28 protein-coding genes and 2 pseudogenes are annotated in these 23,415 nt (G+C 67.0%); 20 read left to right on the top strand and 10 right to left on the bottom strand.

Going from position 1 to position 23,415, the window contains the following annotated elements:
- Nucleotides 1-135: 135 nt before the first annotated feature.
- From ACIOEW_RS26095 to ACIOEW_RS26030, 14 genes are all read left to right on the top strand, one after another.
- Nucleotides 136-1,104 (top strand): LLM class F420-dependent oxidoreductase, encoded by a 969-nt coding sequence (locus ACIOEW_RS26095; RefSeq protein WP_401966349.1) that lies wholly within the window; start codon nt 136-138, stop codon nt 1,102-1,104.
- 13 nt (nt 1,105-1,117) lie between these two features.
- Nucleotides 1,118-1,789 (top strand): HAD family hydrolase, encoded by a 672-nt coding sequence (locus ACIOEW_RS26090; protein ID WP_401966347.1) that lies wholly within the window; start codon nt 1,118-1,120, stop codon nt 1,787-1,789.
- 225 nt (nt 1,790-2,014) lie between these two features.
- The gene (locus tag ACIOEW_RS26085; protein ID WP_401966345.1) at nt 2,015-2,806 is read left to right on the top strand and encodes a hypothetical protein; all 792 of its coding nucleotides are present in this window, start codon (nt 2,015-2,017) and stop codon (nt 2,804-2,806) included.
- A gap of 288 nt (nt 2,807-3,094) precedes the next feature.
- The gene (locus ACIOEW_RS26080; RefSeq protein WP_362552208.1) at nt 3,095-3,418 is read left to right on the top strand and encodes a gas vesicle protein; all 324 of its coding nucleotides are present in this window, start codon (nt 3,095-3,097) and stop codon (nt 3,416-3,418) included.
- Nucleotides 3,419-3,451: 33 nt separating this feature from the next.
- A complete protein-coding gene (locus tag ACIOEW_RS26075; RefSeq protein ID WP_362552205.1) occupies nt 3,452-3,904 on the top strand; it encodes a gas vesicle structural protein GvpA in 453 nt (150 codons plus the stop codon).
- The gene (locus ACIOEW_RS26070; RefSeq protein WP_401966341.1) at nt 3,901-4,662 is read left to right on the top strand and encodes a GvpL/GvpF family gas vesicle protein; all 762 of its coding nucleotides are present in this window, start codon (nt 3,901-3,903) and stop codon (nt 4,660-4,662) included. The genes ACIOEW_RS26075 and ACIOEW_RS26070 overlap by 4 nt, the downstream gene beginning before the upstream one ends.
- A 1-nt stretch (nt 4,663) precedes the next feature.
- A complete protein-coding gene (locus ACIOEW_RS26065) occupies nt 4,664-4,918 on the top strand; it encodes a gas vesicle protein GvpG (protein ID WP_362552199.1) in 255 nt (84 codons plus the stop codon).
- Nucleotides 4,919-4,925: 7 nt separating this feature from the next.
- On the top strand, nt 4,926-5,870 hold the full coding sequence (locus ACIOEW_RS26060; RefSeq protein ID WP_401966338.1) for a histone protein: 945 nt from the start codon (nt 4,926-4,928) through the stop codon (nt 5,868-5,870).
- Between the two features lie 6 nt (nt 5,871-5,876).
- Nucleotides 5,877-6,989 (top strand): SRPBCC family protein, encoded by a 1,113-nt coding sequence (locus ACIOEW_RS26055; RefSeq protein ID WP_401966336.1) that lies wholly within the window; start codon nt 5,877-5,879, stop codon nt 6,987-6,989.
- Complete coding sequence (locus ACIOEW_RS26050; RefSeq protein WP_362552191.1) at nt 6,982-7,323, top strand: gas vesicle protein; 342 nt, start codon at nt 6,982-6,984, stop codon at nt 7,321-7,323. The genes ACIOEW_RS26055 and ACIOEW_RS26050 overlap by 8 nt, the downstream gene beginning before the upstream one ends.
- Before the next feature lie 26 nt (nt 7,324-7,349).
- Nucleotides 7,350-8,165 (top strand): GvpL/GvpF family gas vesicle protein, encoded by an 816-nt coding sequence (locus ACIOEW_RS26045; RefSeq protein ID WP_401966334.1) that lies wholly within the window; start codon nt 7,350-7,352, stop codon nt 8,163-8,165.
- Nucleotides 8,166-8,168: 3 nt separating this feature from the next.
- Nucleotides 8,169-8,396 carry a gas vesicle protein gene (locus tag ACIOEW_RS26040; RefSeq protein WP_401966332.1) on the top strand — a complete coding sequence of 76 codons (228 nt, stop codon included), beginning with the start codon at nt 8,169-8,171 and terminating at the stop codon, nt 8,394-8,396.
- Nucleotides 8,393-8,671 (top strand): gas vesicle protein K, encoded by a 279-nt coding sequence (locus ACIOEW_RS26035; protein WP_401966330.1) that lies wholly within the window; start codon nt 8,393-8,395, stop codon nt 8,669-8,671. The genes ACIOEW_RS26040 and ACIOEW_RS26035 overlap by 4 nt, the downstream gene beginning before the upstream one ends.
- Nucleotides 8,672-8,830: 159 nt before the next feature.
- Nucleotides 8,831-9,298, top strand: a complete 468-nt coding sequence (locus ACIOEW_RS26030; protein WP_401966327.1) for an Asp23/Gls24 family envelope stress response protein — start codon at nt 8,831-8,833, stop codon at nt 9,296-9,298.
- A gap of 169 nt (nt 9,299-9,467) precedes the next feature.
- Here ACIOEW_RS26030 and ACIOEW_RS26025 read toward each other — a convergent pair.
- The 4 genes and pseudogenes from ACIOEW_RS26025 to ACIOEW_RS26010 all read right to left on the bottom strand — a co-directional run.
- A pseudogene (locus ACIOEW_RS26025) lies at nt 9,468-9,827 on the bottom strand (DJ-1/PfpI family protein); the annotation flags it as partial.
- Nucleotides 9,779-10,260 (bottom strand): annotated as a pseudogene (locus ACIOEW_RS26020) (VOC family protein). The pseudogenes ACIOEW_RS26020 and ACIOEW_RS26025, both read right to left, overlap by 49 nt.
- Nucleotides 10,261-10,391: 131 nt before the next feature.
- Nucleotides 10,392-10,718 (bottom strand): plasmid stabilization protein, encoded by a 327-nt coding sequence (locus tag ACIOEW_RS26015; RefSeq protein WP_401966326.1) that lies wholly within the window; start codon nt 10,716-10,718, stop codon nt 10,392-10,394.
- Nucleotides 10,719-10,973: 255 nt separating this feature from the next.
- Nucleotides 10,974-11,129, bottom strand: a complete 156-nt coding sequence (locus tag ACIOEW_RS26010; protein WP_362544317.1) for a DUF6131 family protein — start codon at nt 11,127-11,129, stop codon at nt 10,974-10,976.
- 459 nt (nt 11,130-11,588) lie between these two features.
- Between ACIOEW_RS26010 and ACIOEW_RS26005 the strand changes: the two genes are divergently transcribed.
- Nucleotides 11,589-12,194: a flavodoxin family protein gene (locus ACIOEW_RS26005; RefSeq protein ID WP_401966325.1), complete on the top strand. Its 606-nt coding sequence runs from the start codon at nt 11,589-11,591 to the stop codon at nt 12,192-12,194.
- 132 nt (nt 12,195-12,326) lie between these two features.
- On the opposite strand, the gene ACIOEW_RS26000 is transcribed toward ACIOEW_RS26005, so the two are convergent.
- The 4 genes from ACIOEW_RS26000 to ACIOEW_RS25985 form a co-directional block, all read right to left on the bottom strand.
- Nucleotides 12,327-13,373, bottom strand: a complete 1,047-nt coding sequence (locus tag ACIOEW_RS26000; protein ID WP_401966323.1) for an iron-containing redox enzyme family protein — start codon at nt 13,371-13,373, stop codon at nt 12,327-12,329.
- Nucleotides 13,370-13,621 (bottom strand): CDGSH iron-sulfur domain-containing protein, encoded by a 252-nt coding sequence (locus tag ACIOEW_RS25995; RefSeq protein ID WP_401966322.1) that lies wholly within the window; start codon nt 13,619-13,621, stop codon nt 13,370-13,372. Before ACIOEW_RS25995 ends, ACIOEW_RS26000 begins: the two co-directional genes overlap by 4 nt.
- Nucleotides 13,605-14,282: a HemK2/MTQ2 family protein methyltransferase gene (locus ACIOEW_RS25990; protein ID WP_401966320.1), complete on the bottom strand. Its 678-nt coding sequence runs from the start codon at nt 14,280-14,282 to the stop codon at nt 13,605-13,607. Before ACIOEW_RS25990 ends, ACIOEW_RS25995 begins: the two co-directional genes overlap by 17 nt.
- Before the next feature lie 702 nt (nt 14,283-14,984).
- Nucleotides 14,985-15,431, bottom strand: coding sequence for a hypothetical protein (locus tag ACIOEW_RS25985; RefSeq protein ID WP_401966318.1), 447 nt, complete (start codon nt 15,429-15,431; stop codon nt 14,985-14,987).
- Between the two features lie 243 nt (nt 15,432-15,674).
- On the opposite strand from ACIOEW_RS25985, the gene ACIOEW_RS25980 reads away from it, so the two are divergent.
- The 4 genes from ACIOEW_RS25980 to ACIOEW_RS25965 all read left to right on the top strand — a co-directional run bounded on the left by ACIOEW_RS25980 (nt 15,675) and on the right by ACIOEW_RS25965 (nt 19,637).
- Nucleotides 15,675-15,899: a DUF2945 domain-containing protein gene (locus ACIOEW_RS25980; protein ID WP_362544333.1), complete on the top strand. Its 225-nt coding sequence runs from the start codon at nt 15,675-15,677 to the stop codon at nt 15,897-15,899.
- Between the two features lie 107 nt (nt 15,900-16,006).
- Nucleotides 16,007-17,191: a zinc-dependent alcohol dehydrogenase gene (locus ACIOEW_RS25975; protein ID WP_401966314.1), complete on the top strand. Its 1,185-nt coding sequence runs from the start codon at nt 16,007-16,009 to the stop codon at nt 17,189-17,191.
- Nucleotides 17,192-17,496: 305 nt separating this feature from the next.
- Nucleotides 17,497-17,952, top strand: a complete 456-nt coding sequence (locus ACIOEW_RS25970) for an SRPBCC family protein (RefSeq protein WP_401966312.1) — start codon at nt 17,497-17,499, stop codon at nt 17,950-17,952.
- A 77-nt stretch (nt 17,953-18,029) separates the two neighbouring features.
- Nucleotides 18,030-19,637, top strand: a complete 1,608-nt coding sequence (locus ACIOEW_RS25965; RefSeq protein WP_401966311.1) for a phytoene desaturase family protein — start codon at nt 18,030-18,032, stop codon at nt 19,635-19,637.
- Between the two features lie 95 nt (nt 19,638-19,732).
- Here ACIOEW_RS25965 and ACIOEW_RS25960 read toward each other — a convergent pair whose 3' ends face one another.
- Together ACIOEW_RS25960 and ACIOEW_RS25955 are read right to left on the bottom strand one after the other, a co-directional pair.
- Nucleotides 19,733-20,608: an SDR family oxidoreductase gene (locus tag ACIOEW_RS25960; protein ID WP_401966310.1), complete on the bottom strand. Its 876-nt coding sequence runs from the start codon at nt 20,606-20,608 to the stop codon at nt 19,733-19,735.
- Nucleotides 20,609-20,770: 162 nt separating this feature from the next.
- Complete coding sequence (locus ACIOEW_RS25955) at nt 20,771-21,307, bottom strand: isochorismatase family cysteine hydrolase (protein WP_401966308.1); 537 nt, start codon at nt 21,305-21,307, stop codon at nt 20,771-20,773.
- A 519-nt stretch (nt 21,308-21,826) separates the two neighbouring features.
- Between ACIOEW_RS25955 and ACIOEW_RS25950 the strand changes: the two genes are divergently transcribed.
- On the top strand, nt 21,827-23,305 hold the full coding sequence (locus ACIOEW_RS25950; protein ID WP_401966305.1) for an aminotransferase class I/II-fold pyridoxal phosphate-dependent enzyme: 1,479 nt from the start codon (nt 21,827-21,829) through the stop codon (nt 23,303-23,305).
- The last annotated feature ends 110 nt before the right edge of the window (nt 23,306-23,415 follow it).

The raw sequence follows: 23,415 nt of genomic DNA, 5'->3' as shown, positions 1-23,415 counted from the left end.
CAGAGATGGGCACTCAGACGGGGAGATGGTGATCGCACGCCAGTTCCTTTCCTTCCGTGAGCACCCTCTGAGCCATACGGAGGTTCCCGTCCGGGACAGGGTTTCGGGCGTCGTGATCACGGCTAGGCGCCCCCTATGGTGCGAATCGGATACACGATGATGACCGAGCAGGCCGGCCCACGCGAACTGGTGTCACACGTGGTGGCGGCGGAGCGGGCGGGCTTCGACTTCTCCGTCATCTCGGACCACTCGTCCCCGTGGCTCGAGGCCCAGGGCCACGCGCCGTACGCGTGGAGCGTCCTGGGAGCGGCCGCGCAAGCCACCAGCACGATCCCGCTCATGACGTACGTGACGTGCCCGACCTTCCGATACCACCCGGCTGTCATCGCGCAGAAGGCGGCGACGATGCAGATCCTCTCGCAGGGTCGCTTTCGCCTGGGGCTGGGTTCGGGGGAGAACCTGAACGAGCACATCGTTGGAGGCGGGTGGCCTGCCGCCCATGTGCGCCTGGAGATGTTGGAGGAGGCTGTCGGCATTATCGAGCGCATGTTTGCGGGACAGGTCGTGAACCATCACGGATCGCACTTCGACGTGGAGAACGCCCGGCTATGGGATCTTCCCGAGGAGCCGCCCTCCATCGGAATCGCGGTATCCGGGCCGCGCTCCTGCGAACTCGCCGGCCGACTCGGCGACCTGATGATCGCCACGGAACCGAAACCCGAGCTCCTGCAAGGGTTCGACGAGCACGGCGGCGCGGGAAAGCCGCGCGTGGGCCAGCTTCCGGTCTGCTATGACACCGATCGCGGCGCCGCCATCGCTCGCGCACACGAACAGTTCCGCTGGTCCCTCGGTGGCTGGCGAGTCAATGCCGAACTCCCCGGCCCCGCAGCATTCGACCAGGCAACTGCGCACACGCGGCCCGAGGACGTCGTCGATGCCATCCCGTGCGGCAACGATGTCGATGCCTTCGTGGAAGCGGTACGCCCCTACGCCGAGGCGGGTTTCACAGAGATCGCCCTGATCCAGATCGGCGGCAGCCACCAGCAGTCATTCCTGGAATGGGCCGAGGCCGAGCTGCTGCCCTCGCTCCGCCACAATCTGTGAGGACGGCATCACTATGAACCGTGCGGCTCTCTTCGACGTCGATGGCACTCTCGCGGACACCAATCACCTTCACGTCACCTCATGGTGGGAAGCCCTCCGGCAGTCCGGCCACCACGTGCCCATGCACGCCATCCACCGGGCCATCGGCCTGCCCGGCCCCGACCTCCTCGATCACCTCCTGGGCAAGGATCGCGACCGCTCCGACGACGAGCAGTTGAGCGCCGCGCACGACACGCTCTACGCCACGTATTCCGACCGCCTTCCGGCCTTCCGCTCGGCCGCGGATCTGTTGCGCGCTCTGTCGTCGGCCGGGTGGAAGGTAGTGCTCGTCACCTCGGCCAAGGACAGCGAACTTGCTGCTCTGCGCAGGGCCGTCGGAGCTGACGATGCCATCACCGCCACCGCCACGGCAGACGACGTCGAGAAGGGCAAGCCCGCACCTGACCCCGTCCGTCGGGCGCTGGATCTGGCGGAGGTGGCCCCAGAGCGGGCGGTGTTCGTCGGAGACTCCGTTTGGGACATGAGAGCCGCAGTGGGGGCGGGCGTGGCCGTCATCGGCCTGCTGTGCGGGGGAATTCCTCGCGAGGACCTGGAAGAGGCCGGAGCAGACGCCGTGTATCCGGATCCCGCCGGCCTTCTCACGGGCCTCGACGACAGCCCCTTCTCCAGGGTGCCGTCCGCCTGATCCGAGAGGACTCTGCCGCGATCCGGCAGCGGCCGGCGACGCGATGCGAGGCTGAGGTGGCCGGCAGAAGGGCGTACTGCCGATCGAAGACCATGTGCGGGAGCCAAGACCGTGTGCGGGAGGCTGACGCGGAGACATGCGTGCTGCACCCCGTGTGAACTGCAGTTTTCTGGGAAACGGCTTGAAGACAGGACGCGCAACCGGAGCCGAATCAGGAGAACCCTGGTGGTGTACAAGGAAGACCGTGCGCAGCAAATGAGGGACGACCTCGAAGCTGCCATAGGCCACTACATGGTGGCTGTCGCCGGCAGGCTTCTCGATGAAGGCCTCCCAGTCTCCTCCGTTTCCTCGTACGGAGCCTATGACGACCCCAGTCAGGACACGTTCGGGGCGGACGTGGAAGGAAGCGTGGAGTTCACCCGTTCCTTCCGGCGAGCGGTGTTCGGTGAGGGCAGGGACGCAGGGCTTCTTTGGTGCGGCGTTTCGGGGTGGTGCTTCTTCTGTATACCTGAGGGGTCCGGCCGGACGCTTATGGAGTCTGCTCGATGGATGGGAGGCGGGCTGACGCCTGACCCCGGCCGAGTGGCTGCGTTCCTCTCCAATGTCCAGTTGGATGCTGCATATTCGGGAAGCGACGAGCGACCCTTCTATCGCGCTCCGCATGCGGAGCCGATATCACTTCTTCAGCGGCTAGCCGTATTCAACGCCGACAGCAGAAGTGCGGAATCGTCGTATTACGAAAGCCGATTCGCCTGTGTACAGATCGATGCATGTCAGAAGCGTGTTGTGAGCGCGCTGACCGCCGAGAAGCAAGAGGTCGTCGAGGTGGCGTTGCGTAGCGGCGAGCTACAGGCGTTGCTGGGATTTCTGGAGTACGTCGAGGGGGCGGCGCCGCGGGACGATGCACGGGAGATGGCGCGGAGACTGTGCTCGGACCTGTCCTTGAGGGCGCGGGACGGGTGGGAGGGCCTTCACGAGCATCGGGAGGCACTCACATATGCGGAAGAACAACGTTAGCTATCCGTGTCACGAGAATCGTCGGTAGCGATGGCCCTGACGATAGTGAATGCTTTCGACGGGGCAAGCGATATACCTTAACGACCGCACCGAGGTTCTCTGTCGAACAGGCGATACCGTCCCCGGCTTCCGTGCGACAGTCGCCGCCCGCGTGATACTCAGAAATCACCTTGCGGCCCCGCCTCCGTGTGCCGCTTGTGATCTCGACAGACGCTCCGGTCCTCGTACCACGCACTCCGATGGATCTGCTCAAGATGCGCGGTCGACGGGAGTGGCGAGACTGGCCTTATGGCAGAACAACGTCGCACACACGCCGGGAGCTCGAAGACGGCGACCGCCTCCCGCGCCCGACGACCGGCGCGGGGACCGGAGCATGCGGCCCGTGCTGCCAGCAAGAGCCTGGAAGGGTTGATCGGCCACCCCGCGGAGGGTGTTTCCGCCGTGCGGCGCGAGGACGACGGCTGGTGCGTGGTGGTGGACGTTCTCGAAGTGCCGAGGATCCCCGACACGACAAGCCTCCTCGCCTCTTACGAGGTACAGCTCGACCAGGACGGCGAACTCCTGCAATACCGCAGGGTCCGGCGCTACCGACGTGGTGCCGCCGACGAGTGACTCGCGCTTTGCTCCCTGTTGGAAGGACTCTTCATGCCCGCGACCACCTACTCGGACGAGGTAGTGGCCTGCCCGCCCCGCGCCGGAACGTTGTACGACGTGCTGGAGCTCATTCTTGACCGTGGCATGGTCATCGACGTATTCATCCGGGTTTCGCTGGTCGGCATCGAGATCCTGAAGATCGACGCGCGCATCGTTGTCGCGAGTGTGGACACCTACCTCCGCTTCGCGGAGGCGTGCAACCGGCTGGACCTTGAGCGTGATTCCGGCAGCACCACCATTCCCGAGCTTCTCGGTGGTGGTGTGGCGAAGTCCGTGGGCAAGCGCAAGGTGCGAAGCGCGGCCGAGAGCGTGGGCCACACCGTACGCAAAGCAGTAGGTGGTGGCGACTCGTCCGAGGAAGAGGACGAGCCGCAGGAGCGGCCGAAGAAGCGACGCGCGCCTGCCCGCAGCAGTGAGAGCCGACGACGGCGTGTGGAGGCATGAGCGTGAGCGCGCCGACCGACGGCGTTTACGTCTACGCGATCCTGCGGGCTGCGACGGCGCTGCCGAAGGATGCGGTCGGCGTCGGATCGCCACCCGCGGTCCTCAGGGTCATCAGCCAGGGCAAGCTCGAGGCGGTCGTCAGCGACGCGCCGCCGCAGCTCCGCGCCCGACGACGCGATCTGTTGGCACACCAGAACCTTCTGATGCGCCTGGCTGACGACGGGCCGGTGCTCCCCATGCGGTTCGGAATGGTCGCGGCGGACGAGCGGTCGATCCTCGCGCAACTGGCAGCCGACGAATCCGAGTACGCCGCCACCCTGGACCGACTCGCGGGCCGCATCGAGATCAACGTCAAGGTCCTTCCCGCGCAGAACGCGCTGGAAGCACTCGTTGCCGAGGACAAGAGCGTGCGGCAGCTTCGTGCGGCAGCTCGGAGAAATCCTGGCTACGAGGCCAGCCTCCGGCTGGGCGAAGCCATCGCCGGGGCTCTCACCCGGCGGGCAGCTGCCGCAGGGGAGCGGATCCTTCGCGAGCTCGCACCTGCTGCCCGGGCGGCCGTCCCGGGACCGGAGGTCCCGGGGTGCGTGCTGAACGAGTCTTTCCTCGTCGAACGTGCCGAGAGCGAAGCCTTCCTCTCGCGGGCCGAGAACCTCGGGGCGGCCTTTCGGGAGCAAGCGGAGATCCGGTGTGCCGGCCCGCTTCCCTGCTACAGCTTCGTTTCGTCGGAGGCCCAACCAGCGCTCGTGGGCGGGAAATGACATGGGGCTGATCACCGGTTTGCTCACGCTCCCGATCGCGCCGGTACGTGGCGTGGTCTGGGTGGCGGAGAAGCTCAATGACGCTGCCGAGCGCGAGCTGCACGACCCCGCCGTGTTGCGCGCGCAATTGGCAGTACTCAATCAGGAACTCGAATCCGGAGACATCAACCTGGAGGAGTTCGAACGCGAAGAGGAACGCCTGCTTGACCGGCTGCATGCCGCACGGGTCGGCCCGGCACAGAACGATCGAAGGTGACGTACGCATGGAAGACCAGACGAAGTTGACCCTCGCGGTCGCAGTAGTCGGCGGCTACGTGCTGGGCCGGACCAGAAAGGGGCGACTGGCTCTCAGCGTCGCCACTTATCTCGCAGGCCGACGCTTCGGTCTGGAGCCCCGCCAACTCGCCGCAGAGGGTATGCGCCGACTCGGCGAGGTCCCCCAGGTCGCTGAACTTCAGGAGCAGCTCAGGGGCGAGGTCCTTGAAGCGGGCCGCAAGGCCATGACCGCCGCCGCCAACCGCAGCATGAGCACGTTGGCCGGCTCGATCAGCGAGCGTACGGCTCGTCTCCTCGAACCGCCGAGCGACGAGTACGAGGACGAGGACGAGGGCGACGAGGGCGACGAGTACGAGGACGAGTACGAGGACGGAGAGGAACCCGCAGAAGAGGACGCGGAGGACGAGGACGAGGACGAGGACGAGGAGTACGAGGAGGAACCGGAGGAAGGCGACGAAGAGGATGAGCAGCCGGTAGAGGAAGAGGAAGAAGAGGAAGAGGAAGAGCCCGAGGAGGAGCCGGAGGAGAAGCAGCCGAGAAGGCGCGCGTCCCGCCGGACCTCGTCGGGCACGGCCAAGAACGGTGGGGGCGGCGGAACGTCCCGGGCCGACAAGGCCACGGCGAAGCGGACCGCCCCGGCCAAGAAGGCGACTGCCTCCAAGAAGGCGGCCCCTGCGAAGAAGGCAGCTGCCAAGAAGTCCGCCCCGGCCAAGAAGGCGGCTGCCAAGAAGTCCGGCGGCTCGGCGAAGAAGGCGGCAGCCAAGAAGTCCGCCCCGGCCAAGAAGGCGGCTGCGAAGAAGTCCGGCGGCTCGGCGAAGAAGGCGGCAGCCAAGAAGACTGCCCCGGCCAAGAAGGCGGCTGCCAAGAAGACGGCAGCAGGCAAGTCATCGTCGAAGCGGGCCGCATCCAAGCGCACCAGCGGTCGGAGGTAGCGAGTCATGGCCAGGACGGAAAATGCAGAGCCTGAGTCGGAAGAGGCTGACGAGAACGAAGAGTCCGGAATGGACAAACTCCGCGGTGAGCTGTCCAACTTCCTCAGCACGCAAGTGGAGAAGCTTGCGGAGAAGGCGGGGGACAAACTGACCGATGTCACTGGCCAGTTGAACGATGTTGCGGAGAACGGCGGCTCACTGCCGGCCATCGGTTCTCGTATCCTCCAGGGCGACTCGCCGGTGAAGGCGTTCGTCTCGGAGAAGGCCAAAGGCGTCAAGGACAACGTCGTGGAGAAGGCCAAGGAGGCCTTCGGCGGCGGCAAGGGCAAGAGCAAGGCGAGCGGCGGAAAGGTCATGAACATCATCGAGGTACTCGATGTGGGAGTGCCGCTCCGCACCGCTTACGACCACTGGACCCGGTACGACCAGTTCAGCAGTTTCGCCAAGGGCGTGCGCGATGTCTCGATGGACGAAGAGATGTCGAGCGACTGGAAGGTCAAGGTAGGGCCCTCCTCCCGCAGCTTCAAGGCAACGGTCCAGGAGCAGGTCCCTGACGACCGCATCGTCTGGACATCCGAGGGCGCCAAGGGGACGACGCGAGGCGTAGTGAGCTTCCACGAACTGGCACCGTCCCTCACACGCATCGTCCTGGTCATTGAGTACTACCCGTCCGGCTTCTTCGAGAAGACGGGCAACCTCTGGCGTGCGCAAGGACGCCGGGTCCGGCTCGACTTCAAGCACTTCCAGCGGTACGTCACGCTCACGGACGAGGAGCCGGAAGGCTGGCGTGGCGAGATCCGCGACGGAGAAGTAGTCGTATCGCACGAAGATGCCGTGGAAAAGGAGGAAGCGGAGAGCGAGGAAGAGGACGACAACGAGGAAAACCCGGAGGGGGAGGAGTACGAGGACGAGGACGAGGACGAGGAGGAGTGGGATGAGGAGGACGACGGTGAGGACGAGGACCCACTGACGGACGAGGAAGAAGAGGAAGAGCCGGAGGAGGACGAGGAAGAGGAGGAAGAGGAAGAGGAGGAGCCGGACGAGGAAGAGGAAGAGGCGCCGCGCAGAAGGCGGGCCACGTCCGCGAAGCAGCGATCACGGAGAGCACGAAGTGACTGATCTCGACTTCCGGCAGGATGCTTCCTATCCCGTAGCCGGGCCGCAGAACACCAACCTGGCGGACATCCTTGAGCGCGTACTCGACAAGGGCATCGTGATCGCTGGGGACATCAAGATCGACCTTCTCGACATCGAGCTGCTCACCATTCGCCTGCGGCTATTCGTAGCCTCCGTGGACACGGCGAAGAAGGCCGGGATCGACTGGTGGGAGACCGATCCGGCGCTCAGCTCTCACGCGGCGAGGAACGCCCTGAAGGACGAGAACCGCGAGCTGCGAGCGCGGCTTGAGGCACTTGAATCGCACTCCGAAGAGACATCGTCGGACGTGCGATGAGCCGGGGAGAGGAAGAACAGGGGCTCATGACGGAGTGCAGTACAGGGACAGCGGAGACGAACGCCACCTACGTGTTCGCGGTCTGCCACACGGAGGGGGACCCCGACGTGGACGGTCTCACCGGGGTCACGCGGGACGAACCGGTGCGCTCCCTCCGCATCGGCTCGCTCACAGCGATCGTGCAGACCGTTCGAGGGGCTGACTTCACGGACGAAGTCTGGCAGAAACGTCTGACCGACGAGGCTGAACTCGAACGATACGCGCGTGCCCACCACGAGGTCGTCTCGGCAGTCGCCGGCCACTTTCCCACGGTCCCCTTGCCGCTCGCCACGTTGTACAACGGGGATGAGAGGGCTGCGCTCGCACTCGCCAGTGAGTCGACGCGGTTTCGCACAGCGCTGACGCGTATTGCGCATCATGCTGAATGGGGAATCAAGGTCTACGCACCCGACGCGCGGAATGCGGGCGATGGGACCTCGGAGGAGCGGCTGGCTGCGGCGGAAGACCGGATGCCCCCGGCCCCTGGAGCGGGCAGGGCCTATCTGGAACGTAAGCGCAACCTGCAGTCGCAGCGTGAGCAGCGGCAGACGGATTCCTTGCGGGTGGCAGATGCCGTGGATGCGGACGTGAGCCGCCTCGCCACGGAGTCCCGCCGGCTCCGGCCGCACGGCAATGGAGCCGTTGATGACCGTCGCGTTCAGGTCCTCAACGCGACCTATCTGGTAGCGGGACATCGGGTCGCCGAGCTGGACCTGCTGATTGCCGGATTGCGAAAGCGCACCGGTGCGCATATCGAGGTCTCTGGGCCCTGGGTGCCCTACTCATTCGTGGGCGAGGTGTAGTCGGTGACGCATGAAGCGGTTCCGTGGGGCGGCGCCGGCGGCTTGAGCGGCCCGATCGGCGTGCCGCTGGTCGATCTGCTGGACCGTGTCCTGGCGACCGGGGTGGTCGTGAGCGGTGACCTGGTCATCGCGATCGCCGACGTACCACTCGTACGTGTCTCACTCCATGCTCTGCTGTCGTCGGTCAACGAGCGTGTTCCCGCTCCCTGGGCTGACAGTGGACCGCTGTGACGACCGCACGAGTGGACCTGGACTCCGAGCAGATGGGGCGAGATCTGGTCACCCTGGTTCTCACGGTGGTCGAACTGCTCCGGCAGTTGATGGAACGGCAGGCCCTGCGGCGCATCGACGAAGGCGATCTGACCGACGATCAGACCGATGAGATCGGCACGACCCTGATGATGCTCGATCAGCGCATGGGAGAGCTCTGCGAGCAGCACGGAGTACGGATGGAAGACCTCAATCTCGACCTCGGGCCCCTGGGCTCCCTGCTGCCCCGGAACTGAGGACGCGGCAAAGGGAGCGGACACGAATATGCTGCGCTTCCTGGGCACTCGAATGGCGTATGTGCGGATCCTGGAGCACCGTGGAAGGGGGCACGGGCGGCGGAAAACGTCCGCCGTTTCCGGTTGGGCCCCTCACCGAACTCTCGCTGCGAGGTATTCATGGCGACGAACGGCAGTGAAAACGGAACGGCACTCGGATCGAACGAGTCGGCGGGCGGAACCAAGGGGACGACGGTCATCGCGGATACCGTCGTCTCGACGATCGCGGGGATAGCGGTACGTGAGACCGATGGGGTCCACGCCCTCGGCGGGGGCGCTTCCCGGGCCGTGGGAGCGATGAAGGACAAGGTGTCCCGCTCCAACGCGCCAGGCCGCGGAGTGAAGGTCGAGGTGGGCCAGAGGCAGGCCGCCGTAGACGTCGACATCGTGGTCGAGTACGGAACTCTCATTCTGGAAACCGCGAAGAAGATCCGCGTCCATGTCACCGATGCGGTGGAGACGATGACTGGGTTGGAAGTCGTCGAGATCAACATCAAGGTTCTTGATGTCTACGTGCCGGGGGACGACGACAGCGCGGACGACGACGAGGAAAAGGGTGCTCCTGAGCGGTCGCGCCGCGTTCAGTGAGGCTGACGTCCTGATAGTGGCTGGTTCAGGGGCAGGCGCCGGACCGCTCGGCGCCGACGGCGAAGTCGGCGCCGTGCGGTCCCGTGCGGTCCCGTGCGGTCCCGTGCGGTGCGCCGGGGCGCGTCCGGCTGTCAGGCGGACCGCCGCAGGGCTGTTGTGCGGATGAGGGTCAGAGGCCGGAGACGTCGAGGGCGCCGTCGATCTCCCGCACGAAGGGTTCCAGATCGTCCGGGTTCCGTGAGGTGATGAGCTTCCAGCCGCCGGACTCGTCCGTGACGACCGGCTGATCCGTCCAATCGCCACCTGCGTTGCGGATATCGGTCTGCAGAGAGGCGTAGGACGTGAGCCGCTTCCCGGCGACGACGCCTGCTTCCACCAGTACCCAGGGCCCGTGGCAGATGGCTGCGACGGGGTTGCCGGCTGCGGAGAACGCGCGCACGATCCGGCAGGCGGAGCTCTGCATGCGGAGGGTGTCGGCGTTCAACGTCCCACCCGGTACGAGCAGAAGGTCGTAGCCGGCTGGATCGACAACGGATGCCCGGCCGGATCCGCGAAGACCCGGAAGCCACGCTCCCCCTGGCGGTCGTCGACGTCCAGAGGTTTGGCCCCCAGCGCCAGCACCTCCCGGTGGGCCAATTCCATGTCCGTCACATGGAAGTCGAGATGCTCCTGCTGAGTCGTCCAGTGTCAGGTCGGGGTCCAGGGTTCTGCCCGGTACCTTGTCACCGACGAGGGTCTCGACGACGTCCCTCGTAACAGTTCCGGTCACCGCGGGGCCACTCGGGTGGTCGGTGGTCGGGGGCACGCTGGAAGGCGATGCGGGCCCCGCCCGGGACGTAGAGGTCGAACCAGTCGTCGCTCCCCCTATTCACCTCTCCGCCCAGAATCCTCTGATAGAACGCGGCGAGCGCATCGGGGTCGGGGCAGTCGAGCGCGACCAGGCAGTACGTGGCGACAGCCATGTGGTTCCTCGATCTTCCGTCTGCGGTTCGTACCTCGGGTTCCGTGACCTATTCCGCTGGCCGGTCGGCGGGTGGGCGGTGTATGCGGCCGCGAGGCCGCGACTTGTGCGGCAGGCGGTGGTCCCAGCGGATCAGCGGCTGACCGCCTTGCGGAGCTGCTCCTTGTCCATCGTGGAGCGGCCTTCGATGTTCTTCTTCTTGGCCTCTTCGTACAGCTGGTCCCTGGTGCGGCCCTGTGCGCCCTTGTGTGAGCGTTCGCCGCCTCGCTGGGAGGCCGACTTCGGGTCCTGTGTGGACGTCCTGCTCGCCGTCTTCGACTCACCCGAGCGGGCCCGTTCCTTGTTGACGGTACGAGCGGCGATCTCCTTTGCGCGCTTCTCCGGCTCGCCGCGCTTCTCGGCGCTCTCCTTCACATGCTCGTACTGACGCTCGCGCTTGCGGCTTGATCCGGCCGGCATGGTGTTCTCCTTCTGGTTACCGGGTCTCTTCTTCGGGGGCGCGGCGCGCACCAGCAAGAGCGATGCGGCCACTGCGTACAACCGGGTTGCCACTCGTCCCCGTCCGAAACATGGCACCGCTGCCCCGGGTGTGCCCACCGGGCCGTGCGCTCGGGTGACCACGGGCGGCCGGATCGCCGGCACGGCTCTGCCTTTTGGTGACGCGGAGAGGGCTGCAGTGGCAATCCGGCTGCGGGCGACGCTGCTCCGACGCGACTACCAGTAGTGCCGACGACCGCCGACAGCGTGCCCCGCTGCTCCCAGAATCCAGAGAACGGCCCCGAGGACGAGCAGAATGATCCCGATGGTCCACAGGATCGAGATTCCCGCCACGAAGCCGATGACCAGGAGAATGACGCCGAGGACAATCATGGTGCCCTCCATCTTTGCTTGACGCTATTACCAGCCTACGGCGCCGGGCTGCACTGTGTGCGAGGTACACCTGGCAGCCCTGGCAACGACCTCTGGCCATAGCGGTCGCGGTCGATCAGCGGGCTTGGGCTCGGGCGCGCCGGGCAGTGCGTTTCTGTGGTCATGGACCACGGCTTCCTCAGCCAAGCGGTGCGGCCGCTTGTTTCCCGCCCTCGGAGCGGCGGCGGCCGTTGCGAGGGCCGGGGTGCGCCGGCGGCAGAAGAGGGGTGGCGCTCAGGCAGCTGATGCCTGCAGTACGGCACAGTGGCAGAGTCTTCCTCTTTAAAATGAATTATCCGGAACGTCCCTTTTCGGGCCGGCTTTCCCTGAGACGGCGCAGCCAATCCACATGCGTCTTCACGCACCTATGCACGGACTGGGCATGCACCCCGTCCGGTCAACCAAAAGGAGTTGGCCGACATGAGCCGCGCTCTCGCTCTCGTCTGCACCCTGTCACCGTCCCCGGAGCGTTCCAGCAGCCAGCTGCTGGCGGATCAGATCATGTCCGAGCTGTCCGGCCTGGGCGTGGAGGGAGAGACCGTACGCGTGGTCGACCACGACGTGCGGCCGGGGGTCGCGCAGGACATGGGGGAGTCGGACGCGTGGCCGGGGCTGCGGGAGAAGGTGATGGCCGCGGACATCCTGCTCGTGGCCACCCCCATCTGGCTGGGGCACCCGTCGAGCGTGTGCCAGCGGGTGCTGGAGCGTCTGAACGCCGATATCTCCGCAACGGATGACGAGGGCCGTCAGCTGACCTACGGCAAGGTAGGGATCGTGGCCGTGGTCGGCAACGAAGACGGCGCGCACAAGGTCAGCGCGGACCTCTTCCAGGGCCTCAACGACCTGGGCTTCACCCTGGCGCCGGGGGCCGTGACGTACTGGGTCGGCGAAGCGCAGCAGGGCACCGACTACCAGGACCTGGACCGGACCCCCAAGGCAGTGGCTGCCACGACCCGCACTCTGGCAGTCAATGCGGCACACCTCGCCGAGGTGCTCGCGGACGCACCGTACCCGCCCAACGCGTAGGGGCGGTGTGCGCTTGAGAGGGTGGGCGGACCGGCGTTGACCGTCACGAGGTGGAGTCGTGTCGAGTCCGTAGCGAAGCGGCTTCTGGGGGCCCATGGCGCCGCAACGGGACGGCACGGCACGCCACAGGGTTTACGGGCTGCCGGAATGCTGTGCGGTTGCTGTCAACGGGACGCGCAGGGCCGGGCGACCGCCCCGCCAGGCCCCCAGCAACAGCGCACCCAGTCTGTCTTCGAGCAGACCGGTGGCCTGGATACCGAAGGCCACATCGGCGTCCAGACCGGGCTCGGCAGTCAGGAGAGGGTCGATTACCTCCAGGCGGACGACTTGCTCATGCACCGCGTCGGCCTCGACGTGCTCATCGTAGAAACGTGCGGCGGCCGGCCCGGCGCCCACGCGCCGCATCGCCTTTGCGAGCCGCCGGGAGCCGGGAGAGGACGTCACCTCCACCGCGGCGAAGTGCCCCACGAGAGCGCCGCGCAAAGCCCGGTGCAGACCGAACAGCGACATCACGTTGACCGTGCACAGCCCCTGCGCGGGGGCCGCGTCGAGGTAGTGACCGTAGGCGTGGTCCAGGCCGAGGTCGTCCATCAGGTCCGCGAAGAGCCGGGCGTGGATGTCTTCGGCGCGTCCGGCGCCGAACTCGTCGTACTCCACTGCCACCATCGCGGCCTTCGCGCGGCCGTGCAGCCGCGGGATGACCCAGGCGTGCGGGTCGGCTTCCTTGAGGTGGTAGAGGGAGCGGAGCGCCGAGTATTCCCGGACCTGCCAGAGCAGCCCCTCGTTCTGCAGGAAGTTGCTCACGCCGGTGCCGTCGTCAACGGCCGGTTCGGTGAGAATCGTGGCAAGGGCGTCGCGAGCGTCGGCTTTCCCCGGCACGTCTGTGCGCAAGGCGGCCAGGAAGCGGCGTTCCAGCGCACCGCGCAGCCGCAGCAGGTCGGGATCCCACTCACGGTCGTCACCGACTCCGTCGAATCCCTGATAGTGCAGCTCGTAGAGAACGTAGAGCGCAAGCTGGAGGTCGTCCCCGTAGGGATCGGCCTCGGACACGGCCTGCGGATCCGCCAGAGGTACGTGTCCGTCGCGCAAGGCCGACAGGACGGCGCGGGAGAGCACGCCGCGCGAGGTGGGCAGCACCGGGTTGATGCCACGCGATTCGAGGTAGAGCGTGGTGGTCATTCTGGCGCACCTGATTCCGGGTCGGTGGCCGCGTCGGCCTCAGACCCGGCAGGTGGGGCTGCGCGCCCGCGGTGGCTGGTGTCGCACCAGGGATAGCGGCGGCTGCGACGGCAGGTACACAACGCCACCATGAAGCGCTCGGAGGTGACAGCCACACCGTCATGCCCCGTCGCGGTTACGGGTCCCTCCACCAGGAGCGGTCCACCGGGTTGGAGGCGGACACGGCGGGAATCAGATTTGTCGCGCACGGATGACCACCAGTTCCTCTTTGTCCTGTCCTGTTTCGTCCATCAGTCCCTGATCGCGCAGCCAAGGCAGACGGGAGCGCAGGACAGGGCCGAGGGGGACGAGTTCGCGGTCGATGACCTCCGCGTCGAGGTGGGCCCGTGCCAGGACATCGATCGTGGTCTGGGCGCCGCACATTTTCGAATGGACCATGAGCAGTGTTCCGCCGGGGCGCAGAACGGTTGCGGCGGTCGCGCAGACCCGGTCGACGACGGCGCGGCCATCCGGACCGCCGTCCCACGCGCGGGCTCTGCCCCGCAACGGCGGCCTTGCCGCGGGCGCGGGAACGTACGGGGGGTTACTGATCACCATGTCGTACTGTTCCGCGTCGAGAGCGGACAGATCGCGATACCGGACGGTGACCCGACTGCGGTGGAGGGCGGCGTTCACCCTGGCGCACAGCACCGCCCTGTGGGAGATGTCGATGGCAGTGACGCGTGCGCCCAACTGGGCGGCGTGAACCGCCAGGGCCCCGCTGCCGGTCCCCAGTTCCAGGACATGCGTTCCGGGGCTGATGTTCTCCCGAACGACAGCCCGCATGAGGAGGTGCGTGTCGTGTTGCGGAGTGTAGACGCCCGGCACCGTCAGTATGCGCCGTGGCGTGCTCCGAGGTGATACGGCCATAGCCGCCTCTCGCCCTCGTAGTGGCGGCGACTGATCGCCGCTTGTCCAGGATGGGCCGCGCGCAGGGAGGGCGCCATTCCGGCGGTCACGCACTGTGTCCGGCGCGCCTTGTACCGCAGGATCCGGAGCAGCAGGGCCGTCCACGTGGATGGTCTGGCGGAGGGGAACGCGCGCGCGTGGTCGCGGCGAGGCGCAGATGTGCGGGCAGAGCCGGGCGTTGGCCTGGGCCAGGGTCAGCAGGGTTCGCCGGCCCAGTGCTGTGTCCTCGGCCGATACGCCCAAATGGGTCAACAGGGAGCCGCCCGGCACGGCACCCTGCGCCGCTGCCGGCACCTCAGCCAGACCAAGCCGATCACGCGTCACTGCACCCTCCCCGGGTTCGGGACTCTCCTGCCCACCGAAACGGCAGGAATGACCGCTGTGGCCTATGTCCCGGAACCCACACGGCTTCGGCGGGAGCGCTTCCCTGCTACAAGACCGACCTCAGTCTCGAGAAGGGAGGGATGAGAGATCGCCGTGAGGATGGCGCGCACGCCAGGGATTACGGGACAGCCCTGAGGGGGGTGAGAACGCGGGGAGGCGCTCTGACCGATCGCCGGGTGGGGCTCGCGGAGTGCTCAGCGGCGGCCGGAAGAACGGTACGGCGACGAGCAGCGGGCGTTCTCGCGGGTCACCGACCGGGAGACACCATCGGCGGACCTTCTAATCCGGGTGCACGGAGGCGCCGGGAGTGCCGCCCAGGGGACGGCGCGCCCCCTTCAGTTCGGCTTCGTACAGGTGGTCGCGGCCCTGGGCGAGCTTGTGGACCAGTTGCTGCTCGATGTCGGTGAAGGGCCGGTAGTAGGTCCGGTTGTAGGCCTCGATGAGCTGGAAGGTCCAGTGGCCGGGGATGACGTTGCGGCCGAGGATCTCACGTTCGACGAGGTCGGCGTCCTGGTCGTGGCCGGCCTCGCGCAGGAGCCGGACCGCGTCGCCGACGGCGAAGTCGGCGCCGCCGGTCAGTTGATGGAACTCGTACAGCGCGCCGCGGGCGCGTTCGGTCGTCTCCAGCGCCCTCGACAAGGCGCCCAGCGCTTCGATGGTCTTGTCACTGACGCCTTCGGGGCGGTGGTGTGCAGTGTCCGGATGGCTGTTCTGTTCATCGCTCACGCCCATACTTATGCCCTGAGTGTGCGCGCACCTACCCGCCGGTTACACCTCCATAGAGGGCGAGATGGCCTGCAACGGGCCGGACGCCGTTGTTCTCAGCACGCACAATATATGTGCCCTCGCTCCGATATTGCGTGCGGTATGCGCCATAGCCGCGTGCCGGAGTGCGCCGAGCGATGAAGGGCGCGACAGTGAATTGGGGAGTTCCGTAGCCGACGGTCGAGTTCTGGGAGTGTGCGGATCATGGAAAAAGGCGACAAGCTCGACAAGGGGGACCGGGTCTCCTGGAGTAGTCACGGTCAGACCGTCCCTGGGAAAGTGAAGGGGGAGATCACGAAACGCGCCGAGGTGGCGGGACGTACTGTCGACGCTTCAGAGGGCCAACCTCAGTACGAGGTAGAAAGCGATAAATCTGGCCGCCGGGCTGTCCATAAGCCTCAGGCCTTGCGTAAGAAGGAGGCCGGGTGAATGGGGGTGCCGATTACGGACGGCGAGGTTCCCTGTCCGGCTGCAATATGATTGCATATAAATTCGCGCGGGGGCATTTGCGCAGTTCCTCTTGAGAGGATTCGATGATGCGTGCACTGACCTGGCAAGGTAAAAGGGACGTCCGGGTGGAGACCGTTCCGGATCCGCGGATCGAGGACCCGACGGACATCGTCGTCAGGATCACGTCCACGGGCATCTGTGGCTCGGACCTGCACCTTTACGAAGTTCTGGGGCCCTACCTCGACCCCGGAGACATTCTCGGCCACGAACCCATGGGCATCGTGGAGGAGGTCGGCCCCCAGGTGACTTCGCTCGCCCCCGGGGACCGTGTCGTCATCCCCTTCAACATCTCGTGCGGGCACTGTTACATGTGCGATCAGGGGCTGCACTCCCAGTGTGAGACCACGCAGGTCCGCGAGCGGGGGATGGGAGCCGCCCTCTTCGGCTACACCAAGCTCTACGGCCAGGTGCCTGGTGGCCAGGCGGAGCTGTTGCGGGTTCCTTTCGGGGACAGTCTGCCGATCAAGGTTCCGCACGGACCGGCGGACGACCGGTTCGTCTACCTCTCCGACGTACTGCCCACTGCCTGGCAGGCCGTGGAGTACGCGGCGATCCCGCCCGGCGGGTCGGTGACCGTTCTGGGGCTCGGGCCGATCGGTGCGATGGCGGCGCGTATCGCCAGGTACCGGGGAGTGCGTCAGGTGGTGGGCGTCGACCTCGTACCCGCCCGTCTGTCCCGCGCCGCCGCGGACGGGGTGCAGTGCCTCGACCTGCGCCGGCACGGCAAGGAACTCGGCGACGCCATCCGCGACCTCACTGACGGACGAGGCACCGACGCGGTGATCGACGCGGTCGGCATGGAGGCACACGGCGCACCCGTGGCGAAAGTGGCGCACGGGGCCGTTGGAATGTTGCCCGATGGTCTGGCGGAACGGCTCATGGAAAGAGTGGGACTGGACCGTCTGGCCGCCTTCCGAGCAGCGATCGACGTGGTGCGCAGGGGCGGCACGATCTCGGTGTCCGGCGTGTACGGCGGCGCGGCCGACCCCCTGCCGATGCTGACCATGTTCGACAAGCAGATCCAGCTCAGGATGGGGCAGGCCAACGTCAAACGCTGGGTCGACGACATCCTCCCGCTGCTCACGGACGAGGACCCGTTGGGCGTCGACGACTTCGCGACGCACCGACTGCCGCTCGAAGAGGGGCCGCAGGCGTACGAGACCTTCCAGAACAAGCGGGACGGGATGATCAAAACGCTGCTGGTTCCCTGAGCGCGGTGTCCGACCGGCTCACGGCCGGGACGGCTCACGAGGCCAGGGGAGGGGAGCGGCGCCCGTGGCGTCGTGGACCTCGGTGGTGAGGCAACTCGCCTGCGGTGAAGTGCGGAAGACGTAGCGGCGCCGCCGGAGAGTCCGAGGTCGGGGGAGGGGCCCGCGGGAGTCGCCACGTGCTGCCGTACACCCTGTGGGGCGTCCTCCGGGCGGCGGATCCGTCGGACGCTTGCGAGAGTGAATGAGTACGCCCGAACGGGCCGGCACGGGAGGGCCCGGTGCATCCGACGAGACGTGGAGGACCGATGGCTGTACGACATCGATTGATCGAAAGCCCTGTAGAGGATGTCTGGGCGGTTCTGGCCGACGGTACGCGGTACGGCGACTGGGTGGTGGGGACATCGGAGTCGCGTCCCGAGGACGGAGAGTGGCCGCAGATCGGCTCCAGCATCACGTACACGATTCAGGTCGGTCCGTGGTCGGTGGCCGGAAGCACCGTCGTTCGGCGTTGCGAGGCTCCCGGGGTGCTGGAACTGGAGGTCGACAGCGGGTGGCTCGGCACCGCCCGGATCGCTCTGGAAGTCCGGCCCTGGGGTGAGAACGCCCTGGTGACCATCGACGAACACCCGCTGCGCGGACCGGCCGGAAAGCTTCACAACACAGCCGTGGACGCACTGATCCAACTGCGCCACCGCAGCATGCTCGCCCGACTGGCGGCCACGGTCGAGAAGGCCCCGCAGGGCATGCGCGAGGCGGGCTGAAGTCCGCCCCGACCACTGCCCGAGGAGTAGGACAGGGCGGCTCGCCGCCCCGGAACGGCGAGCACATGGAGGTATCGATGCCGGACGCGGTGGTTGTCGGTGCGGGACCCAATGGCCTCGTTGCGGCGAATCTTCTCGCCGACGCGGGATGGACCGTAGAGGTACTTGAAGCGCAGCCGGAGCCCGGAGGAGCAGTCCGTAGCGACCGTGGCGTCCATCCCGACTACGTGAGCGACCTGTTCAGTTCCTTCTACCCGCTGGCAGCCGCCTCTCCGGTCCTCGCAGGGCTGGACCTGCACGCTGAAGGGCTCGGCTGGAGCCGTGCCCCACGCGTCCTGGCACACCCGTTGCCGGACGGCCGCTGCGCGCTTCTCGAACGTGGAGCCGACGACACAGCAGAGGGCCTGGACGCGTTCGCCGCGGGCGACGGTGCTGCCTGGCTCGACCTGCACGACACATGGAATCGCCTGGGCCCAGACCTTCTGCGCGCCCTGTTCACCCCCTTCCCGCCGGTGCGACCCGGTATCCGTCTCGCGGCCAGGCTCCGGGCCGTCGGCGGCCTCCGTCTGGCGCGGATGCTGTTGCTGCCTGTCCGTCGTCTGGGGGAGGAGCAGTTTCGCGGCGAGGCCGCCAGGCTTCTGCTCGCCGGCAACGCGCTGCACGCGGACCTCGGCCCCGAAGCGGCCGGCAGCGGGGGCTTCGGGTGGTTGATGTCCATGCTCGGACAGACCTACGGCTTTCCGGTGCCGGTCGGGGGTGCCGGTGCGCTCACGGCCGCTCTGGTACGGAGGCTGGAGCGGCACGGAGGTGTGGTCCGCTGCGGGAAGCGTGTCAACGAGATCGTCGTACGCGGCGGACGTGCCGTCGGCGTACGCACCGCGGGAGGTGAGTGCGTATCGGCGTCCCGTGCTGTCCTGGCCGATGTGTCCGCACCGGCGCTGTACGGCGAACTGGTCGACGCGCGGTATCTCCCCGACCGGCTGCTGAAGGATCTGCGCGGGTTCCAGTGGGACTACGCGACGTTCAAGGTCGACTGGGCACTGACCGGCCGGGTGCCCTGGACCGCCGGTATGGCTGGATCGGCGGGCACGGTTCACCTGGCCGACGGGGTCGACGGGCTCACCCGCTTTGCCGCGCAGATCGCGACAGGCCGGGTCCCCGACCGCCCCTTCCTCCTCTTCGGGCAGATGACCACGGCCGACGCCACTCGCTCACCGGCCGGCACCGAAGCGGCGTGGGCATACACCCATGTCCCGCACCTGATCAAGGGGGACGCGGGTGAGGACAACCTGACGGGGCGGTGGGACCGGCGTGAACAGGAAGCCATGGCCGACCGCATGGAGACCGAGGCGGAACGTTGGGCCCCCGGATTCCGTTCCCTCATTGCCTCCCGTCGCATCCTCGCACCGCCCACCCTCGAGTCCATGGACGCCAATCTGCACGGCGGCGCGATCAATGGCGGAACCGCGGCCGCCCACCAGCAGTTGGTGTTCCGGCCGGCCCCGGGCACCGGGCGGCCCGAAACGCCGGTGAGGGGCCTCTACCTCGCCTCGGCCTCCGCGCACCCCGGCGGAGGTGTCCACGGGGCCCCCGGTGCCAACGCCGCGCGGGCCGCGCTGCGCGGCGGGCGCTGTGTGCGCCTGCACGCGCCGCGGGTGAGCCGCACACGGCGGAGCAACGGCTGATCGATGGTCCCGGGCGTGGTCCGTCACCACGCCGAGGCGGCGTGCCGTCACGGTAGTTGGGTGCAGACGAGCTGTCACAAGCGGTAGCCCGGGTGTCAGGCACGCGACCGTCCGGTTGCCTCCGCTGCGCGTCCGCCGGCCCCCAGCAGCCCCGTCGCCTCGAATGGCGATCGCCCCAGCTCCCGGCGCGTCAGCAGCGAGACCAGCCCCGGCAGACCGGCTCGCACCGCCTGGACACTCCGGAGCCACCCGGGCACGTATACGGAAGGTGCCCGCCGCTCGACTGCGTCGACCACGAGCCGGGCCACGTACTCCGGGGCATAGGTCTTGCGCGCCGGTGGAGGCATATGGGCCCGAAGCTCGCGCAGCACACGATGCTGGTCGGCATCCCGGATCATGTCCGTGTCGATCCAGTTCAGATACGCGATTCCCACGCTGACCCCGCGGGGGGCCAGTTCCGCGCGCAGGGAGTGCGAGAAGGACTCCACGCCCGCCTTCGACGCGCAGTAGGCACTCATCATCGGCGCGGCGCCGATGGAGGCGAGCGAGGCGATCTGCTGGTAGTGACCGCGAGTGCGGAGCAGTTGAGGCAGGAACGTGCGTGCGGTGACCGCGCTGCCCACGAGGTTGACCTCGATCACGCGCCGCCAGGTATCCGGATCGGAGTCGGCGAAGGGACCTCCCTCCGCCACCCCGGCGTTGGCGACGACGACCGAAACGGCGCCCAGGCGACGACCCACCTCTTCGGCGACGTGGGCCATCGCCTCGTCGTCGGTGACGTCCACGTGCCAGTGCAGTGACTCTGTGGGGAGCTTGCCGGCCGTCTCGGCGAGTGCGTCTTGTTCCAGGCCGAGCAGGGCAACGCGGACGCCTCGCTCGGACAGCTCCCGGGCGATAGCTGCTCCGAGGCCGCGTGCGGCTCCCGTCACCACGGCCGTACGGCCGCTCAGGATGTGCTTCCGGTCAGTCACGAGAACTCCTGCGAATAGGCGGCGGGGGTGGGTGGTCAGAGCGCGGACAGTGGCTGACGAGCGGGCGGCTCGGTAGAGGGCGAACGACGCCGACCGTTGGAGCATCGCCGACCGACGTCGCCGCCTCCGGGGCATGGTGAGAGCCTTCCCTGTCCGCGAGCACTACAGGTCGACCGTCTCGGCTGTCGTGATGGTCGCTTGCATGTTGCGCTCCATCATGAGCAGGGCTGCATCGGCGAGGTCCTTGTGGATATGGGCAACCGCGTTCTCGGGAATGGTTACCCGCAGGTGACGAATGTGTGCGTCAAGGGCGGAGTACAGCACGCATTGCTCGGTGACCTGGCCGCAGAGAATGACATGGTCCACGTCAAGCTGAGACAAGAGATAGGCGAGAGGGGTTTCGTAGAAGATCGAGTGTCTTGCCTTGACCACGAACAGTGAGTTCCCATCCGGCTGCACCGGGCGGACAAGTTCGACTCTCGGCCCGGCCATGGCGGACGCGACGATTTCGCCATGATGAGAGCGCCATTCGCCGAAATTGTCATTGACATAAATGACAGGCACACCCTTGTTGCGTGCTCGACCCAGAAGTCGGACAATATGCGGCAACGCCTTGCGTACGGATGGAATGAGAATATCTGCGTCAGGGTGCTCGTAGGAATTGATCATGTCGATCAGGATGAGAGCCTTCTTCCCCATCATCTCATGATGTCACGGTACGGAAGCGCGCATAGTGAGCTCGTGGGGGAGATTTGCGAAGCAATGGCCGAGAGCGCGGAGGAAAGAGACCGTGACCTGGGGGCGACAATTGGTTTCGATATCAGGTTTCGTGCGGCCCGGGCACGATGTGGCTGTGCGCGGATGGCGCAGTTCGGGTGTCAGCCGGCGTATCGAGGGGTACTCGTGCGCAGTCGATGTCTACCCCTGCCCGAGTGCTGATTGCTCTGCCTGCGGGGTTGCCCGTCTGTCGATCGGAGCCCAGTGAGCGAGAGAGTGAACCCGGTGTCCGCCGAAGGGGGGCAACGCTCTGGAGGCGGTCGGCCGTCCCGCGGCGTCGGCAGGCGTGGTGGTCGGCGACGCGGCGTCCACGGTCATAGAACCGTGAAAGGTCTGCTCACGAGACATCTGCTCACCGGACGGCGTGCTCGGCACCGCTTACCTGCTGTCCGACAGGCCACCTGAGACGATTCACCTCTCCCGGACAGGAAGCCGCACGCCATGGATCACTCGTCCGCTCCTGTACTCGAAGCTCTGACTGCCTACCAGGCGCAGGAGCAACTACCGTTCACGCCGCCTGGTCACAAGCAGGGCCGCGGAGCCGACCCGAGGGTCCGGGCTGTGCTGGGGGACGCTCTGTTCGGCGCGGACATGCTTGCGGTGTCCGGCCTGGACGACCGGACCACGTCCCAGGGGGTCCTGAAGCGGGCACAGTGCCTGATGGCCGACGCCGTGGGCGCCGAGCACACGTTCTTCTCCACCTGCGGGAGCTCGTTGTCGGTGAAGGCAGCCATGCTCTCCGTCGCCGGGCCGCACCAGAAGCTGCTGGTCGGACGCGACGCGCACAAGTCGGTCATCTCCGGCTTGATTCTCGCGGGTATCCGCCCGGTGCGGGTCGACCCCCAGTGGGACCCCGATCTCCACCTTGCGCACCCACCTGCTCCCGAAGCCTTCCGGTCGGCGTTCGACGCACACCCGGACGCGCGGGGGGCTCTGGTCACGAGCCCCACTCCGTACGGCACCTGCGCCGACATCGGAGCCATTGCGACGCTGTGCCACGAGCGTGGTGTGGCGCTGATCGTGGACGAGGCGTGGGGAGCCCACCTGCCGTTCCATCCCGAGTTGCCCGCCTGGGCGATGGATGCCGGTGCGGACGTATGCGTCACGTCCGTCCATAAAATGGGCTCCGGGCTCGAACAGGGCTCGGTCTTTCATCTGCAGGGCGACCTGGTCACCGCACAGACCCTTGCTTCTCGTGCCGACCTGCTGGACACCACGAGCCCCTCGGTCCTCATCTATGCCGCCCTCGACGGATGGCGACGCCAGATGGTGGAACAAGGGCGTGAACTTCTGGACGACACCCTTTCCAGGGCTCGCCGTGTACGAGCGGCCATCGAGGACATCGAAGGGCTGCACGTCAACGACCGTGACGACTTCTGTGCGCCCGGGCGCGCGTTCGACATGGACCCCCTCCAGGTCTTCATCGATCTGAGCGGGCTCAAGTTCAGCGGCTACGACGCCGCCGACTGGATGCGTCGGCACCATCGAATCAACCTGCACACCTCCGACCACCGTCGCATCAACGCCCAGCTCACCCACGCCGACGACGAGACGACGACCGCGCGGCTCCTCGACGGCCTGCGCGACCTGGTCGCCCACGCCGACGAGCTGCCGCCGGCCCCGGCGATGCGCATCCCGGACCCCACCGAGCTGCGTCCTCGGCAGACGGCACTTCCGCGCGATGCCTTCTTCGGCGATGTGGAGCAGGTTCCAGCCGCTCAGGCAGTCGGCAGGATCTGCGCCGAAATGCTCACGCCCTACCCTCCAGGAATTCCTGCTGCCCTGCCCGGCGAGTTGCTCGACCAGGCCGTGGTGGATTATCTGCGCACGGGTGTGGATGCGGGGATGTTTCTCCCCGATGCCGCTGACAGCACCGCCAACACCATCCGTGTGTCGGTGCACGATGTGGGAGCCGACTGACCGGGCTCCGAAACAGCAGGCCAGGGGGTAGATGGTGCGAATCGGGTGTCGGCCTCCTGAGTGCGGCGTCGCAGGCGGAGGAGGGCGTTGAGGCCGGACGAGTCGCGGAA

This window comes from Streptomyces sp. NPDC087901 (assembly GCF_044742205.1).
Classification (GTDB): Bacteria; Actinomycetota; Actinomycetes; order Streptomycetales; family Streptomycetaceae; genus Streptomyces.
Note: the sequence above shows the minus strand (reverse complement) of the source record. Positions and strands in the feature narration are given on the sequence as shown.

Coding starts and splice junctions, on each gene's coding strand:
- ACIOEW_RS26095 (WP_401966349.1), top strand. CDS start 136: ATGGTGCGAATCGGATACACGATGATGACCGAGCAGGCCGGCCCACGC.
- ACIOEW_RS26090 (WP_401966347.1), top strand. CDS start 1,118: ATGAACCGTGCGGCTCTCTTCGACGTCGATGGCACTCTCGCGGACACC.
- ACIOEW_RS26080 (WP_362552208.1), top strand. CDS start 3,095: ATGGCAGAACAACGTCGCACACACGCCGGGAGCTCGAAGACGGCGACC.
- ACIOEW_RS26075 (WP_362552205.1), top strand. CDS start 3,452: ATGCCCGCGACCACCTACTCGGACGAGGTAGTGGCCTGCCCGCCCCGC.
- ACIOEW_RS26070 (WP_401966341.1), top strand. CDS start 3,901: ATGAGCGTGAGCGCGCCGACCGACGGCGTTTACGTCTACGCGATCCTG.
- ACIOEW_RS26065 (WP_362552199.1), top strand. CDS start 4,664: ATGGGGCTGATCACCGGTTTGCTCACGCTCCCGATCGCGCCGGTACGT.
- ACIOEW_RS26060 (WP_401966338.1), top strand. CDS start 4,926: ATGGAAGACCAGACGAAGTTGACCCTCGCGGTCGCAGTAGTCGGCGGC.
- ACIOEW_RS26055 (WP_401966336.1), top strand. CDS start 5,877: ATGGCCAGGACGGAAAATGCAGAGCCTGAGTCGGAAGAGGCTGACGAG.
- ACIOEW_RS26045 (WP_401966334.1), top strand. CDS start 7,350: ATGACGGAGTGCAGTACAGGGACAGCGGAGACGAACGCCACCTACGTG.
- ACIOEW_RS26030 (WP_401966327.1), top strand. CDS start 8,831: ATGGCGACGAACGGCAGTGAAAACGGAACGGCACTCGGATCGAACGAG.
- ACIOEW_RS26015 (WP_401966326.1), bottom strand. CDS start 10,718: ATGCCGGCCGGATCAAGCCGCAAGCGCGAGCGTCAGTACGAGCATGTG.
- ACIOEW_RS26010 (WP_362544317.1), bottom strand. CDS start 11,129: ATGATTGTCCTCGGCGTCATTCTCCTGGTCATCGGCTTCGTGGCGGGA.
- ACIOEW_RS26005 (WP_401966325.1), top strand. CDS start 11,589: ATGAGCCGCGCTCTCGCTCTCGTCTGCACCCTGTCACCGTCCCCGGAG.
- ACIOEW_RS26000 (WP_401966323.1), bottom strand. CDS start 13,373: ATGACCACCACGCTCTACCTCGAATCGCGTGGCATCAACCCGGTGCTG.
- ACIOEW_RS25990 (WP_401966320.1), bottom strand. CDS start 14,282: ATGGCCGTATCACCTCGGAGCACGCCACGGCGCATACTGACGGTGCCG.
- ACIOEW_RS25980 (WP_362544333.1), top strand. CDS start 15,675: ATGGAAAAAGGCGACAAGCTCGACAAGGGGGACCGGGTCTCCTGGAGT.
- ACIOEW_RS25975 (WP_401966314.1), top strand. CDS start 16,007: ATGCGTGCACTGACCTGGCAAGGTAAAAGGGACGTCCGGGTGGAGACC.
- ACIOEW_RS25970 (WP_401966312.1), top strand. CDS start 17,497: ATGGCTGTACGACATCGATTGATCGAAAGCCCTGTAGAGGATGTCTGG.
- ACIOEW_RS25965 (WP_401966311.1), top strand. CDS start 18,030: ATGCCGGACGCGGTGGTTGTCGGTGCGGGACCCAATGGCCTCGTTGCG.
- ACIOEW_RS25955 (WP_401966308.1), bottom strand. CDS start 21,307: ATGGGGAAGAAGGCTCTCATCCTGATCGACATGATCAATTCCTACGAG.
- ACIOEW_RS25950 (WP_401966305.1), top strand. CDS start 21,827: ATGGATCACTCGTCCGCTCCTGTACTCGAAGCTCTGACTGCCTACCAG.